Source organism: Streptomyces sp. NPDC019443 (assembly GCF_044389785.1).
In the GTDB taxonomy this organism is placed as follows: domain Bacteria; phylum Actinomycetota; class Actinomycetes; order Streptomycetales; family Streptomycetaceae; genus Streptomyces.
In genome coordinates this window covers 602,560-616,026 of sequence record NZ_JBIRYJ010000004.1, presented here as the reverse complement: position 1 = coordinate 616,026, position 13,467 = coordinate 602,560, and the positions used below count along the sequence as shown (strand labels likewise).

The window sequence follows — 13,467 nt, the reverse complement described above, 5'->3', positions numbered from 1 at the left end:
GCCCACTCCCTCCCCGCCCCTTCACCCCCGCCCCTTCACCCCCGCCCGCTCACGTCGTCAGCAGCACCTTCCCCCGCAGCCCCCGCCCCTCGATCGCCGCGTGTGCCTCCGATGCGCGTTCCAGGGGGAACTCGCCGCCGATCACTGGGTACAGGCGGCCCGACGCTGCCTCCGTCAGGGCCTTGGCCGCCAGGCGGACGTACTCCTCGTCCGACAGCTGGACGTCGCCGATGCCGAGCAGTTTGATGCCCCGGCGCTCCGCCTCCGCCGCGTCCACCGGGGCGAAGTCGCCCGTCGGCGCGCCGTGGGCCGAGAAGCGGCCGCCGTCCGCCGTCAGGGGGAAGGCCGCCAGGCCCAGGTCGCCGCCGACACCGTCCAGGACCACGTCGGCGCCCGACGGGCCGAGAGCCGTGCGGGCGTGGGCGACCCAGTCGGGGGACGTGGCGTCCACCACCGCGTCGGCGCCCAACTCCCGTACCAGGGACGTCTTCAGCTCGCCCCGCGCCACCCCGACGACCTGCGCACCCACGGCCTTTGCCAGTTGGACCAGCAACGTGCCCATGCCGCCCGAGGCGCCCAGGATCAGCACCCGGTCGCCCGCCCCCAGGCCGGTGGACTCCAGGAGCGCCGTCGCGGTTACGCCGTCGTGCACCAGGGCCGCCGCCTCGCGCAGTTCCAGGCTGGCCGGGACGGGGATCAGCTTGGCCGCGGAGGCCACCGCCTGCTCCGCGTAGCCGCCGCTGAAACCGAGTGAAGTGATCACGCGGCGGCCGATCCACGCCTCGTCCACCCCCTCGCCGACCGCCCGCACCGTGCCGGCGATGCCGCCGCCCGGCACGTACGGCGGCTGGACCGGGAAGTGCTCGCCGAAGCTGCCGGACCGGATCTGCGTCTCCACGAAAATCGTGTCCACAGCGGAGACGGCGACGACCGCCTCGCCCGGACCCGCCACCGGATCCGGGACCTCGGTCGTGACCAGTACCTCCGGGCCGCCGAACTCCTTGACCTGTGCCACGCGCATGCCGTCCACTCCTCAATTCGATAGCTTGCTGGAAGTCTGAAACCTCAAGTGCGGTTGAGGTCAACAGGCCGGCTGACCAGCCGGCCAACTGGCCGCCGGTCGGCTGTGGGTGCGTACGTTCGGAGTCATGAGCGGTGAGATGGGCCTCCGGGAACGCAAGAAGCGGCAGACGTACCAAGCGATCTCGGACGCGGCGATCGCCCTCTTCCTCAGGAAGGGCTTCGACCGGGTCTCCGTCGCCGAGGCCGCGGCCGCCGCCGACGTCTCCAAGCCCACCCTCTTCCGGTACTTCCCCGCCCAGGACGTGCCCTCGGCCGGTCCCTGTGCGGGGACGGCGAGTTGACGATTCGTAAGGCCGACGATCTGGCCGCGGCCACAGTCGACCCGGTACGGGCGGCGCCGGTCCACGAGGGCTCGGTCGGGGTGATCGCGAACGAACCGGAGAGGCACCGGCTGCGCACCGCGTTCGCGACGGCAGGCATCGCGACCGCGGCCGAGGCGCGTGGCCTGCACCGGTTGTACGTCGTCCTCACCCGGGCCGTCTCCCGGCCGGACGTGCCGCACAGCCGCCCGCTGCCGCCCGAATTCGGCTTGGAGCAGGGCGAGTTGGCCTCAGTCCGTCAGACGCCGACCGTCCCGTCGATTCCCTCGCGGAGGAAGTCGGCGTGGCCGTTGTGGCGGGCGTACTCGTGGATCAGGTGCAGCATCACCAGCCGGAGCGACACGTCCTCGCCCCACTTGGCCTGGTAGCCGGTCACGTCGAGCGACTCGGCCCGCTCGTCGATCCGGCGGGCGTGCTCGACTTCCGTCTGCCAGGCCTCGAACGCCTCCGCGCGCGTGGACTCGCTCGCGTCGTACGCCACTTGGTAGTCGCCCTCGTCCGACCAGACGTACGGGATGTCCTCCCCGTTGATCACCCGGCGGAACCAGGCGCGCTCCACCTCGGCCATGTGCCGCACCAGACCGAGCAGGGAGAGCGTGGAGGGCGGCATCGACTGCCGGCGCAGTTGCTCGTCGGAGAGGCCTTCGGTCTTCATGGCGAGCGTCGCGCGGTGGTAGTCGAGGAAGGCGCGCAGCGTCTCGCGCTCGCCTGAGGTCAGGGGCGGGCCTACGCGTTCGACGGTCACGGCGGATTCCTTTCGACGGCAACGGCAACGGTGGCGGTACAGCGCGGGCGAACTGACCCCCGCCGGAAAGTTGTTGTGGTGCGCCTGTCACATTCTGCCGTCGCGTTCCGTCGGTGTAGTGACGACGAACTTCCTGAGGGAGAGCAATCATGCAGGCACGGATGAACAACCCCGCAACGATCATTCCCGAGGCCCTGCCGGCCATCCTCGACCTGTTGAAGACGACGCGGAAGGGCGGCGTCCCGGAGTCGACGCTCGAGCTGGTCCACCTGCGCGCCAGCCAGATCAACGGATGCGGCTACTGCGTGGTCGGGGGCGTGGCCAGTGCGAAGAAGGGGGGCGAGACCGATGAGCGGCTGCACGCGGTCGCGGCCTGGCGCGAGGCGCCGTTCTTCAACGACGCCGAGCGCGCCGCGCTCGCGCTCACGGAGGCCGCCACCCGGCTGGCTGACCGACCCGACGCGGTACCGGACCAGATCTGGGACGACGCCGCCGATCACTACGACGAGCAGCAGCTCGCGGCCATCATCCTGATGATCGGCGTGACCAACTTCTTCAACCGCCTCAACGTCACGACGAGGCAGCCCGCGGGCGCGACCTGGTAGTCGGGCGTCGGTGGCTGAGCGCCGGTGGTCGAGCGTCGACAAGCGAGTGTCGACGCTCGAGCAGCGCCGGGGGACACGGTCGTCGTCACCCTCGCCTATCTGCTGCACACGGTGACTCTGGCCCGGACCAGGGAGCGGATCGGGGAGCGGATCGGGGGGTGGACCACGGGGCGGATCGTGGCTTCGGACTGCGGGCGAGACGGCGCTGTCGCCGCCGGTCGCGTCCCGGCTGCTGCGCCGCTTCCGGGCCCCGGACCTCGAGCTGAGCACCCGGGAGATCGAGATTCTCGAACGGGTCGCGGAGGGCCGCGCCAACCGGGAGATCAGCCGGGCGCTGTTCATCGGCGAGGCCACGGCGAAGACGCATCTGGCGCACATCTACGAAAAGCTCGGAGTGGACAATCGCACGGCTGCGGTACGGGCATCGGTGGCCATGAGCCGGGCGCCCGGCATGTCCAGGACACCCGACTCCGGCCACTGCTCAGTTCAGCCGCACGGGGGCGGGGCAAGCCCGGCCTGATCAGTCCTCGGCGATCTCGCGGACCTCGGCGGTGACGGTCCAGTGCTCCGGATGGACCTGCAGGAACCGCTTGGCCCACTCCACAGCCTCGGCCTTGTCCTTGGCCTGGATGATGGAGTAACCGCCGATGACTTCCTTGCTCTCGGTGAAGGGCCCGTCGGTGTAGCGGAGCTTGCCGCCCGACCAGGTGACCCGGGTGCCCTCGGACGTCGGGGCGAGCCCGGCCGTGTCCAGCATGACCCCGGCCTTGGTGATCTCCTCGAACAGCGCGCCCATGCGCTCATCGAACTCGGGGCCGTTGGCCTCGGCGGGGGCGTTCTGCTCCTCGATGTGGATCATCGTCAGGTAACGCGGCATGGTGACTCCTCGGCCGGGAGGACGGGGGCCTTCCCCGCCTCTCACCCATGCGTCGAACGGCAGACGGCCCGATCGACAGCTCCCCCGGAATTCTTCTGAGAATTTTCCGGGGCGACCACCGCAGCGGTCCGGTCCCGGGGCCTCCCATCCGGCCGAGCGGGATCGCGGCCGCGTGTAGCCCCGGTGCCCCGTCCCTACCCCTCGGCGACCGGGCGGTAGGTGCACACGTGCACGCCCGTGCCGCTGGTGACGGTGGAGACCAGCTCGAGCGTGGTTAGCGCACCGTCCTTGGGGAAGATCGTCTTGCCGCCGCCGAGGATCACCGGCTCGATCATGAGCCGGAGCTCGTCGACCAGGCCCTCGCTCAGGAGGGTGCGCGCGAGGGTGGGGCTCCCCATGACCAACAGGTCGCCGCCGTCGGTCTCGTGCAGCTCCCGGATGCGGGCGACGGCCTTGTCGCCGGGGATGCGCGTGGTGTTGTCCCACGTCAGCTCGTTGTCGCCCAGCGTCTGGGACACGACGTACTTCGGGATGGCGTTCATCCGGTCGGCGAACGGGTCACCGGCCCGCTCGGGCCACGCCGAGGCCATCGACTGCCACGTGCGGCGCCCGAACAGCAGCGCCTCGGCCTTGGTCAAGGCGTCGTCGAAGGCACCGCCCACAACCTCCGGATCGAAGAACGGGTGCGACCAGCCGCCGTGGGCAAAGCCGCCGTCGGTGTCCTCGTCGGGTCCGCCCGGCGCCTGCACGACGCCGTCCAAGCTCATGAACTCACTGATCACGATGCGCATGGGACTCGCTCCTCTTTCTCGCTCCGGGGGTTACGGCGATGGAGACTGTCGCGCCGCGCCAAAATCATCGCGCCCGGCCGGGGTCCGAGACAGAAGTCCGGGGCCGTCTCCGGACGTCAGCGACCGCCTCCGTGCAGCCGCCCCAATGGCGGCAGTGTGCCGTAAGCGTGGGATCAATCGGAGGATTCAGGGGCATTCAACCCTAGGGTGGGGGGTTGTGAACGGCCACCAGCGGGTGCGGGACGACGAGGGGAGCGCGGCCCGACTCCTCGCGCTGTCGGACGGCGTGTTCGCCATCGCGATGACGCTGCTGGCGCTGGACCTCACGCTGCCCGCCGGGCTGGACCCCGCCGGTTTCGAGCACGCGCTCGGGGATGTGATGCCCAACGTGTGGGCGTACGCCCTCAGCTTTCTGGTCATCGCGGCGTTCTGGCGGGGCCACCACCAGATCTTCCGGTACGTGCGGGAGGTGGACGGGACGGTCATCAGGCTCGGGCTGCTGAGCCTGGGGCTGGTCGCCCTGATGCCCTTCCCTACCACCCTGCTGGCCGAGTACGGGGACTTGTCGCAGTCGGTGGCCGTCTACTCCGGCGCCGTCGCGGCCATGGGCGCCACACAGCTCGCGCTGGCGGTCGCACTCTGGAAGCGCCCCTGGCTGGGGAGCGTGGCGCTGCCCGATCCCGTCGCGCGCAACGATGTGGCCGATCTGGCGGCGACGGTGCTGGTCTTCGCCGTCGCCGTGCCGCTGGCCTTCGTCTCCCCGACGGGCGCGAAGCTGTGGTGGGCGGTGCTGATCCCGGTCAAGTCGGTGACGGGCAGGCGGGGCAAGCGACTGCGCGCGGACGCCCAGCGGTCCGGCGCCCGGTAGGACTCCGTCAGGTCGGCGTGGGACGCGCCGGGCGGGTCGAGGGAACACACCTGCCTCCGCGCGGTTGGGGCACCCAGGGACTGTGTGAAGCGCCGTTCGGGGGAGCCGGTGGGTGTCGCGGAGAGGGGCGGGGAGGCGCGGCTCGTACGTTCGGTTGGCATGACGTACGTATCGAGTGATCGCGCATCCAGCACCACCCGCCGCACCGCGCTTGCGGGTCTCGTCGGTGGGGCCGGGGCCATGCTGGCCGCAGGGTGCACCCCGTCGGGCGCGGCGCCCGCGAATGCGCCCACTCCGAAGACGTCGGCCCCCGCCTCGGCGGGCGGTCCCACGCCGGGGGTGATGACGCTCTTCAAGGACCCGGCCTTCAACTTCAACGGGCTCCTCGCGCTCGGCGGGTCCGGTTACGGCGCCGGTGAGGTGGGCGAGGTGCTCACCGCCGTGAACGCGATCAACAAGGCCGGTCTCTCCCCGCAGGCGTACACCGAAACCTTCAAGAAACTCGGCGATCAGCTGATGGAGGCGCCCCAGGGCAGCAAGCCCGGGACGGAGACCGCACGCTTCCGTGCGCTGCGGGCCGCGCAGTACTACGCCCAGGCGCTGTTCTTCGTCCTCGGCTCCGACGATCCCGGCAGCGAGGAAAAGCTGTACAAGGCCGGGCGCGGCGCCTGGGACAAGTTCTGTGACCTGTGCGACCCGGCACCGGTGACGGCGAACGTCCCGTACGGGAAGACCCCGCTGCCTGTGTGGTTCTTCCGGCCGGCCGACTCCGGCGGTCGGCGCCCCACCGTGGTCCTCACCAATGGCAGCGACGGACAGAACCTCGACATGTGGACCTACGGCGTCTCGGCCGCTCTGGAGCGCGGCTGGAACGCACTCGTGTACGACGGGCCCGGCCAGGGGCAGCTGCTCTTCGTGGACCGGGTGGTCTTCACGCCGCGTTGGGAGACCGTGGTCACGCCGCTCGTCGACTGGCTGGCCGCCCGCTCGGACGTGGACACGGACAAGATCGCCCTCACCGGGCTGAGCATGGGCGGGAACCTGGCCCCCCGGGCCGCGGCCTTCGAGAACAGGATCGCCGCTCTGGTGGCGATGCCCGGCACGCTGTCGCCGTGGCTGGGCTTTCCTCCGGAGCTCCGGGAGATCCTCACCCCGGACAAGGAGGAGACCAACAACATCTGGAACAAGGAGGTCGTCCCCGAGCTGCCTCCGTCCGCGGCCGCGACGATGAAGAAGCGCATCGAGCCCTTCTCCGTGCCGGCGATGCTCGCCGCCCGCGAGGGCAAAATGTTCACCGACTTCTACACCCCCGCCAAACTCATCGCGTCGCTGGACATCACGAACGTCGTGGGCCGCATCAAGATGCCCACGCTGGTCCTCGACTACGACTACGAGCAGTTCTATCCCGGCCAGCCGCGCCAGATGTTCGACAAGCTGACGGCTCCCAAGGACTACGTGAAGCTCACCACGGCCACCGGCGCGCAGCTGCACTGCTCGCCGATGGCACCGCAGCAGCACTGCGAGGTCGTCTTCGACTGGCTGCAGGAGAAGCTGTCAGGCAGCTGACTTCTGCGGCGACCTCCTGGACCACCTGGCGGCCCACCCTGCGGTTGGCCTCGTCCGGCGTCACCCCGCCCTGCCCGCAGGGGCGGTGGCGGGCGCGGGCTCGGTGGCTGCGGCTGCCAGCGGCTTGGCGTAGCAGCGGCTGAGCTCATCGAAGCGGTAGCGGGCCACCTGGCGCAGGGCTCGTAGTGTCCCGTCTCGCTGCAGATGAGGCAGGGCAGTGCTCTGACCTGGGTTGCCTCAGGTTGAGCGAGACGCCGGGTGTTCGTCTGTCTCGCTCAACCTGAGGCAACCCGTCACGATGCCTTGGGCTTGTGGGCGAGGAAGAAGCCTTGTTGGCCCTGCCGGGGCTTCTCGTTCTCGTCGGGTTCGCGGATCATCTGGGCGTCCATGACGAGGTCTGCCTTGCTCATCAGGTTGGCGATGTGATCAGGGGACATCCAGTAGACATCGAGCGACAGCTCGTGGCCGTAGGCATGGTCCAGGTGCCGACGCCGGTCCCCGACCTTGAATGCCAGGAGCATGTGGCCTCCCGGGGCCAGTACCCGGTGACACTCCGCGAACACGGTCGGCAGCAGCTCCGGTGGGGCGTGGACGGTTGAGTACCAGGCGACGACGCCGCTGAGAGCGTTGTCTTCCAGATCCAAAGCGGTCATCGATCCCTCTTCGAACCGAAGACCCGGGTGGGTCTGGCGGGCGACCGCGATCATCTCGGGGGAGAGATCGATGCCGAACGCGTCCACCCCAAGTGAGTGGAGGTGGGCCGTGATGCGGCCGGGGCCGCAGCCGAGGTCGGCGACTGGTCCGGTGCCTGATGCCTGCACGAGTTCGGAGAACGCGGCGAGCATGGCGCGGTCCAGCGGTTTGGCGTTCAGCTCGTCGCGGATGAGTCTCTCGTAGTCCACGGCGACGGTGTCGTAGGCCGTCCGAGTGGCGTGCAGGTAGGTCGCTTCGGTCATGATTCATGACCGTAGCCGCGTGCCTGGCTTCGTTCACGTTCGGCAGCAGCGTTTGTCCACAGGCTGCGGCGGAAGTTGGTGATCGACAAGGACGCTGACTCAACTTCTGTGGTGGCGGTCCGGCGCGGCTGCTCGACTGCCACACTGGCCTCGTGCGCGTCGCGGCAGGCGACGCCGAGGGGGAAGGAACTGACCGCGGGATGCCTCGATGGATAGTGCTGGCCATGCCTGTCGACGGTGTTGCGGAGACAGATCGTGACGCGCGGACCGTCACGGAATTCGAGGGCAGCACGGAAGAGGCGGAGACGGCTCTTATGCGGGCTGCGAACACGTTTGAGCACAGCCTCCGGAAGGTTCGCCGCCGAGAGATCTTCAAGTGCTCCAGTCGGTCCTACTTCATCCGCATCCAGGGGCGTCTGGCGACGTACGGCTTCCTCATCCAGCTTGCTGAACTGGTCCACGACTCCGACGCGAAGCCAGTGGTCTAGCCGTTCGCCTGAAGTTCCGCCACCACAGTGGTCGAGCCAGAGCCACGACTCGTGAACAAAGCCGCGTGCCTCAGCGCCAGGGCCCGAGATTGTGGAAACACGCGACCAGTTGCCTCACGAAGGGCGAGGAGGCAGAGGCACCCCTTGGCCTCTGATGCCTCTGTTTGACTGGGAGGCGGAAGCCTCGATGCCCAGCCAGACTGAGCCATGAGGCCCCTTCCGGGTGGTGTTTCACCGTGCGTGAGACGGGGTGCCTCGCAGAAGCCTGCGCATGATGAGCGGAGGCCACCACTCTGGGGTGCTTGGTGCGGCCGACGCGACCCGCATCAGTTGACGTTCCTGTTCGTCCATCTGCTCAGTGATTCTCTCCGCGACCCGCGTGGCTTCGCCTCTGAACCATGGGATGGCGGTCGTCCTCAGTTGTCGTTCGGGAGGCAACCGCCGCTCGAACTCTCGGTGAAAGAGCTGAACATCGCGGGTGCTGCCGAGAGCTCGGTGGCGCCAGAACGGTGATGTGTAGAGCCCCAGGACTTCGACGAGGTCTGGCAGGAGAGCGGCCTCGCGCTTTGCGTAACTACGGCGAGCGATGGGCTCGTCGGGAGCGATGAGGTCGAGAAGGCGTTCGGTCCTGTTGGCGGCATATCCGTGCTTGGCCAGCTCGCGCCAGAAGTCGACGCATTCCTGGTAGGCAGCGAGAACCCTTCGGGGCGCCCGCCGTCGAAAGAGCCGATGGAGCCTCCGCTGCGCATGGACGACCTCAGGGGCTCGGTGGAGGCTGAACTGTCCGTCGATGGGGCCGGCGAAGTTGGCCATGTAGTGCCCATGGAAGGTGTGCGTCCATCTGCGGTGTTTGACACAGAGGTGGTTGTGCCCACTGATGACCCAGATTTCGACTTTCCAGTCGTCCCGTCCGGTGCGAGCCGCAACGCAGGGATGACGGGCCCAGGTGCGGGCGAGACCTTCGTACTCCTCGTGGGGCCAGGGGCCTGGAGTGGCCAGCTCGGGCAACTTCCGCATCAGCAGAAGAGGGGCCTGCCCGCTGCGCGTGGCCAGGAGTTTCACGTTGTCCAGGGGCGATTCTGCTGTGTAGAAGCGGCGGAGCATGCGTTCGGGCGGAAGCCTGTTGAGCAGGGCGAGCCGTGCAACGTAGGACCGCAGAGTCTCGTTCGGGAAGGGGCTGGTGGTCAGGGGAAGTGGCCAGGCCGGTCCGTAGAGGTCCGCGGAGGGAGTCATGCCGATGTCCGGTAGGCGCTCTCGCTGGCGTGGTCGACGCGAATGGTGTGCAACTGGCGGCGGGTGATCCGCTCACTGCCGTCGAGGATTGCCGAGATGGCGGTGGCCCGGATCAGGTGAGAGAGGCTGCCGATCATGCCGCCGGTGCGTTGGTGGAGGTAGCCGTGCAGCTTGGCCAGGGTTCCAGAAGTGTGGTGATGCAGTCGGAGGGTGTCCTCCATGGTCACCACCAGTCCTTCCCACTCCGCTCCGGGCGGGAAGGGGCCGGTGTGCAGGAGTGTGCAGCGGCCAGCGATCTGCCCGCCCCGGATTCCGGTGAACAGCCCGGAATGCTCGACGTCGATGCCCGCATAGACAAATGTGGCGGGCAGGTGCTCCGTGAAGTACTTCAGGTGGTCGGACAACTCCTCACCCGCGATGGTGGCGAGATTCATCAGGTGGATCTCATCGACCAAGACGAGATCAGTGCGGGCCTCCGTAAGTACTTGGCAGACGGAGCTGGTGATGTCGGCGGTGTTGTGCCTAGGGGAAATGGTCGGGAGCTTGAGGAATCGGGCGAACTCCAGCGCGAGCTTGCGGGCCGAACCCTTGGGCGGTGCCGTCACATAGACCACCGGGATGCGCCGGCTGTCTCCGTAACGCTGCCGGATGCGAAGCTCGTGCAGCCGGCCGAGTTGCCGCAGTGCGGTGGTCTTCCCGGTGGTGCGCTCCCCGGAGATGATCAGGCCGCGGCGGGCGCCGTGCTCGCGCCGGTTCAGCAAGGTCAAAAGACGCCCTTGGTGGGCGACTTCTTTGACGGTGGAGGTGCGCACGACCTGGAGTTCGGAGTGGTAATCGATGCGGGCCTCGTCGTAGTCGGCGCGCGCTTCGTCGTCCATGGACTCCCAGTGTTTGGGCGGGGCGAGGTCGAAGCTCGCGGGATCCTTCTCGACGAAGCGGCGCCAGCCGCTCAGGGAGGTGGGCGGTTCGATCCGTTCGTCGTCCCCCGCCGGCGGTTCGGGTTCGTCGGGGGTGTTCACCACCATCGTTTTGCCTCCTCACGGGCGTCGAAGATGCCCAGCGGCACCACCTTGGCCACCTCCTCGGTCTCCTCGGCGGCTTCGGGATCCGGGACTGGTTCGCACGAGGGTGCCTGGTTGGCCGTCGGCGGTTCGGGACGCGGCCAGGTGGGGGCGCTGGTGGCACGGGTGCGGGCGGCGACCTTGCGGTCGCGCCGATCGACCCCCCGGCGCCTGCCCTTGCTCTGGACTGCGGGCCGCTCGGCTCCGCCTTCGGGACCGTCGGCCGCGCGGTCCAGCAGATTGACGGCGGCCTGCGCGACTTCCTCCTCGTGCGGTCGGCGTCGTTCGCGCTCGGTCAGCACCTGGTGGGCTCGGTCGAAGACCAGCTCGCCCATCGGGACCGGAGAAGTGCGCAGGTGGCGCCAGGTCGCGGTGATCCACACTTGGCCGCGGTGGTTGCGTACCCAGACACAGGAGATGTCGTAGGGGTCGTAGTGGACTTCCCATCTCTTGCCGTCCGGCCCCGCCCCGGAGGGCTGTCTCCGGTAGGGGCCGAGTTCGCGGGCGTCGTAGGTGCGGTTGTTGATCCGCACCCCGCTGGGGCCGATGACCCGCCACTCCCGCGGCATGAGCTGGATGTACTCCTCCGGGCTGAGCGCGACTGGGACGTATCCGGCCGCCGACACCAGCGCGGCGTACTTCTCGTTCGGACTCAGCGGACGGTCCGGCATCAGCGGATCGCGCAGTCCGTCATGGGGCCTGGTCTGCCAGATAGCGACGGCCCATTCCTGGAGAAGCTCCTGGAGTTCGTGGATGGACCAGGCTGCCTGCGCGGCCGGGTCTTTGCCGCGCATTTCCGCGCTGCGGCCGGTGTAGCCGGCCACGTACTGGGCGAACATCGTCGCCACGGAGCCCAGCGTCCGCTCGACGTGTGGTTTGTCGGTCGGGGTGTCCGGGTGCGCGGGCTGGAACGAAATCCCCAGGTGGCGGCAGGCGTTGCGGAAGTTGTCCGAGATGTATGCCTTGCCGTGGTCGCTGACCACCGTCTCCGGGGCGACCACCGGTTTCGCGGCGGCCTGGGCCAGCCGCTCGTCCAGCGACAGCAGCGAGGCGTAGGGCAGCACCGAGCGCGACATGCGAAGGGCGTCCGACCAGCCCGGCCGCATCGGCTCCGGTGTCATCGCGCGCGCCAGCAGCAGCGCGGCGTCCACCGCCTTCGTCGACGGCCGCAGCACCACCGCCGCCAGCGTCCTGGTTGCCACGTCCACTAGCCCGGTCAGCTCGCAGCGGTCCACCTCGCCGTCGTCGTGGATCACCATGACGTCCAGTGGCGTGGAGTCGATCTCCATCACCTCGCCCGGCCGGGCCGCCGTCAGCTGTCCGAACATGCGCTTCGGCTGCTTGCCCAGCGAGCGGCGGGTGCGGGCCGACCCCAGCAGATGCCGTCCCGTCGAAACCGACTCCAGCAGCCGGTAGAACGCCGCCCGCGACGGCATCGCAACCACTCCGGCGCCGTGCTCGGCCGCCAGGAGCCGTTCGACCTTGCGCCGGAGCACCTGCGCGGACACCGTCGCCTCGTCGGTCCGGCTGTTCACGACCTGCTCGATCGCGGCCACCACCCGCGGATCGGCCCGGCTCGTGCCGGTGGAGGGCTTGACCAGCCGCCGGTCCACCAGCCCCGCCACCCCCTCGCGCTCGAAACGGGTGCGCAGCCGCTGCAGGGTGCTCAAAGACACCTCCTCACCGGCCTCGCGCAGCTCGGCGAGCTTGGCCAGCTCCCGCTGGCGCACCGAGTGCACGTCCGGGTCGTACTCGCGCCTCACAGTTGTGCCCCGAGTCGCGTCCCGGCGGCCCGTCATCAGCTCGGTCAGGTGCCGCTGCCACCACCGGGCCCGCTCCGCCGCCTCCTCGGGCAGTCCGTCCAGCACTCCCTCCTCGGGCAGCCGCAGGCGGGCCGGGCCGGTGCTGAGCACTGCGAAGCCCTCCGAAGCCAGCAGATGCCCGAGCAGCACGACGCTCGCGGCCTGGGCGTCATCGACCAGGCGAACCGATGTGCCGTGCAGGGCGGCGACGGTGTGCTCACGCCCGTCGTAGTGGACCCGGTCACCCAGCGACAGCAGCCGCGGACGCGTCGGCATCCCAGCCCACCTCCTTCACGGCCGCAGGCGTCAGCCGCACCAGCGACGCGGCTGACAAGCGCTCCGTCCGCAGCTCCGTCGTCAGCTCGTGGTGCCAGAGCAGGTGGTAGAGCACCGGCAGCACCGCGAGAGGATCACCGACCGCCCGAGCCCCCGCCAGCAGCCCCAGTGGCTCGCTGAACACCGCCAGCAGAGCGTCGGCCACCGGTTCCCGCCGCACTCTGGGATGCCGGTAGCCCGACAGCCATCGCAGGTTCGCCACCGACACCGGATCGAGCACTCCGACCCGTTCGTAGCCCCAGCCGACCCGGGTGCAGGCAGCAGCCGTCGCTGCGAACTTCACCACGTCCTCGGGCTCGATGCGCTCGTCCGGGCGCACGTCCAGCACCAGGGCCGTGCCGTCCCGCCTGCGTACGAAGTAGTCCGGCGTGTGCTTGATCCGCCGGCCTCGGGCGCCGTACCGCCACGACAGCCGGAACGGCTGCGAGGCCACCGCCACCACGTCCGGCTCGGTATCCAGCCGCATCAGGTGCCCTAGTTCCACCCAGGACTCGTAACCCACCAGCTCGGCGCAGGTCGCAGCCCAATACCAGCCCGAGAAGCTCCGCTGCCCGCGGTACGACGGGAACTCACGCACCTGCCCGGCCGCCTCGAACCGGGTCGGCCACATCACCTCAAGTGGCCCACCGTGCACCTCTCCTCGGGCGTCGGCGTACTCCAGCCGGAAGTCCTCCGCTTCCACCAGCCACCCCCACTCGGCGCTGACCAGGTGGAACGACCGTAGGGGGCGGAAGAG

At 69.3% G+C, this 13,467-nt stretch carries 14 protein-coding genes and 1 pseudogene; 5 read left to right on the top strand and 10 right to left on the bottom strand.

Translation table 11 applies throughout. The features are described 5' to 3' along the window. Positions 1-49 precede the first annotated feature (49 nt). Positions 50-1,021, bottom strand: a complete 972-nt coding sequence (locus tag ACH492_RS17040) for a zinc-binding dehydrogenase (protein ID WP_398987217.1) — start codon at positions 1,019-1,021, stop codon at positions 50-52. 127 nt (positions 1,022-1,148) lie between these two features. Between ACH492_RS17040 and ACH492_RS17035 the strand changes: the two are divergent. Next, positions 1,149-1,325, top strand: a pseudogene (locus ACH492_RS17035) (TetR/AcrR family transcriptional regulator); the annotation flags it as partial. 316 nt (positions 1,326-1,641) lie between these two features. On the opposite strand, the gene ACH492_RS17030 reads toward ACH492_RS17035, so the two are convergent. Continuing rightward, complete coding sequence (locus ACH492_RS17030; protein ID WP_398987215.1) at positions 1,642-2,148, bottom strand: DinB family protein; 507 nt, start codon at positions 2,146-2,148, stop codon at positions 1,642-1,644. A gap of 149 nt (positions 2,149-2,297) precedes the next feature. Here ACH492_RS17030 and ACH492_RS17025 point away from each other — a divergent pair, with 149 nt between their 5' ends. Both ACH492_RS17025 and ACH492_RS17020 read left to right on the top strand, forming a co-directional pair. Continuing rightward, positions 2,298-2,753: a carboxymuconolactone decarboxylase family protein gene (locus ACH492_RS17025; RefSeq protein WP_398987213.1), complete on the top strand. Its 456-nt coding sequence runs from the start codon at positions 2,298-2,300 to the stop codon at positions 2,751-2,753. Between the two features lie 205 nt (positions 2,754-2,958). Continuing rightward, on the top strand, positions 2,959-3,273 hold the full coding sequence (locus tag ACH492_RS17020) for a response regulator transcription factor (protein WP_398987373.1): 315 nt from the start codon (positions 2,959-2,961) through the stop codon (positions 3,271-3,273). Here ACH492_RS17020 and ACH492_RS17015 read toward each other — a convergent pair whose 3' ends face one another. After that, positions 3,274-3,630 carry a YciI family protein gene (locus tag ACH492_RS17015; protein ID WP_398987211.1) on the bottom strand — a complete coding sequence of 119 codons (357 nt, stop codon included), beginning with the start codon at positions 3,628-3,630 and terminating at the stop codon, positions 3,274-3,276. 194 nt (positions 3,631-3,824) lie between these two features. Next, entirely contained in the window at positions 3,825-4,421 is a 597-nt protein-coding gene (locus tag ACH492_RS17010) for a dihydrofolate reductase family protein (protein WP_398987208.1), read from the bottom strand. 217 nt (positions 4,422-4,638) lie between these two features. Here ACH492_RS17010 and ACH492_RS17005 point away from each other — a divergent pair, with 217 nt between their 5' ends. Beyond that, positions 4,639-5,289: a TMEM175 family protein gene (locus tag ACH492_RS17005; RefSeq protein WP_398987205.1), complete on the top strand. Its 651-nt coding sequence runs from the start codon at positions 4,639-4,641 to the stop codon at positions 5,287-5,289. Positions 5,290-5,448: 159 nt separating this feature from the next. Further along, positions 5,449-6,855, top strand: coding sequence for an alpha/beta hydrolase family protein (locus ACH492_RS17000; protein ID WP_398987204.1), 1,407 nt, complete (start codon positions 5,449-5,451; stop codon positions 6,853-6,855). 293 nt (positions 6,856-7,148) lie between these two features. Here the strand turns inward: ACH492_RS17000 and ACH492_RS16995 are convergent, their stop codons facing one another. From ACH492_RS16995 to ACH492_RS16970, 6 genes are all read right to left on the bottom strand, one after another. Beyond that, positions 7,149-7,811 carry a class I SAM-dependent methyltransferase gene (locus tag ACH492_RS16995; RefSeq protein WP_398987202.1) on the bottom strand — a complete coding sequence of 221 codons (663 nt, stop codon included), beginning with the start codon at positions 7,809-7,811 and terminating at the stop codon, positions 7,149-7,151. Continuing rightward, positions 7,808-8,272, bottom strand: coding sequence for a hypothetical protein (locus ACH492_RS16990; protein WP_398987200.1), 465 nt, complete (start codon positions 8,270-8,272; stop codon positions 7,808-7,810). The genes ACH492_RS16995 and ACH492_RS16990 overlap by 4 nt, the downstream gene beginning before the upstream one ends. 258 nt (positions 8,273-8,530) lie before the next feature. Beyond that, positions 8,531-9,532 carry a hypothetical protein gene (locus ACH492_RS16985; protein ID WP_398987198.1) on the bottom strand — a complete coding sequence of 334 codons (1,002 nt, stop codon included), beginning with the start codon at positions 9,530-9,532 and terminating at the stop codon, positions 8,531-8,533. Continuing rightward, the gene (locus ACH492_RS16980; protein WP_398987196.1) at positions 9,529-10,557 is read right to left on the bottom strand and encodes a TniB family NTP-binding protein; all 1,029 of its coding nucleotides are present in this window, start codon (positions 10,555-10,557) and stop codon (positions 9,529-9,531) included. The genes ACH492_RS16985 and ACH492_RS16980 overlap by 4 nt, the downstream gene beginning before the upstream one ends. Further along, positions 10,548-12,671 (bottom strand): Mu transposase C-terminal domain-containing protein, encoded by a 2,124-nt coding sequence (locus tag ACH492_RS16975; RefSeq protein WP_398987194.1) that lies wholly within the window; start codon positions 12,669-12,671, stop codon positions 10,548-10,550. The genes ACH492_RS16980 and ACH492_RS16975 overlap by 10 nt, the downstream gene beginning before the upstream one ends. Next, positions 12,637-13,413, bottom strand: a complete 777-nt coding sequence (locus tag ACH492_RS16970) for a TnsA-like heteromeric transposase endonuclease subunit (RefSeq protein ID WP_398987192.1) — start codon at positions 13,411-13,413, stop codon at positions 12,637-12,639. Before ACH492_RS16970 ends, ACH492_RS16975 begins: the two co-directional genes overlap by 35 nt. Between the last annotated feature and the right edge of the window lie 54 nt (positions 13,414-13,467).

Bases quoted from the DNA above. Each gene is read 5' to 3' on its own strand.
- ACH492_RS17025 (WP_398987213.1), top strand. From the start codon at position 2,298: ATGCAGGCACGGATGAACAACCCCGCAACGATCATTCCCGAGGCCCTG.
- ACH492_RS17000 (WP_398987204.1), top strand. From the start codon at position 5,449: ATGACGTACGTATCGAGTGATCGCGCATCCAGCACCACCCGCCGCACC.
- ACH492_RS17040 (WP_398987217.1), bottom strand. From the start codon at position 1,021: ATGCGCGTGGCACAGGTCAAGGAGTTCGGCGGCCCGGAGGTACTGGTC.
- ACH492_RS16995 (WP_398987202.1), bottom strand. From the start codon at position 7,811: ATGACCGAAGCGACCTACCTGCACGCCACTCGGACGGCCTACGACACC.
- ACH492_RS16975 (WP_398987194.1), bottom strand. From the start codon at position 12,671: ATGCCGACGCGTCCGCGGCTGCTGTCGCTGGGTGACCGGGTCCACTAC.
- ACH492_RS17015 (WP_398987211.1), bottom strand. From the start codon at position 3,630: ATGCCGCGTTACCTGACGATGATCCACATCGAGGAGCAGAACGCCCCC.
- ACH492_RS16980 (WP_398987196.1), bottom strand. From the start codon at position 10,557: ATGGTGGTGAACACCCCCGACGAACCCGAACCGCCGGCGGGGGACGAC.
- ACH492_RS16985 (WP_398987198.1), bottom strand. From the start codon at position 9,532: ATGACTCCCTCCGCGGACCTCTACGGACCGGCCTGGCCACTTCCCCTG.
- ACH492_RS17010 (WP_398987208.1), bottom strand. From the start codon at position 4,421: ATGCGCATCGTGATCAGTGAGTTCATGAGCTTGGACGGCGTCGTGCAG.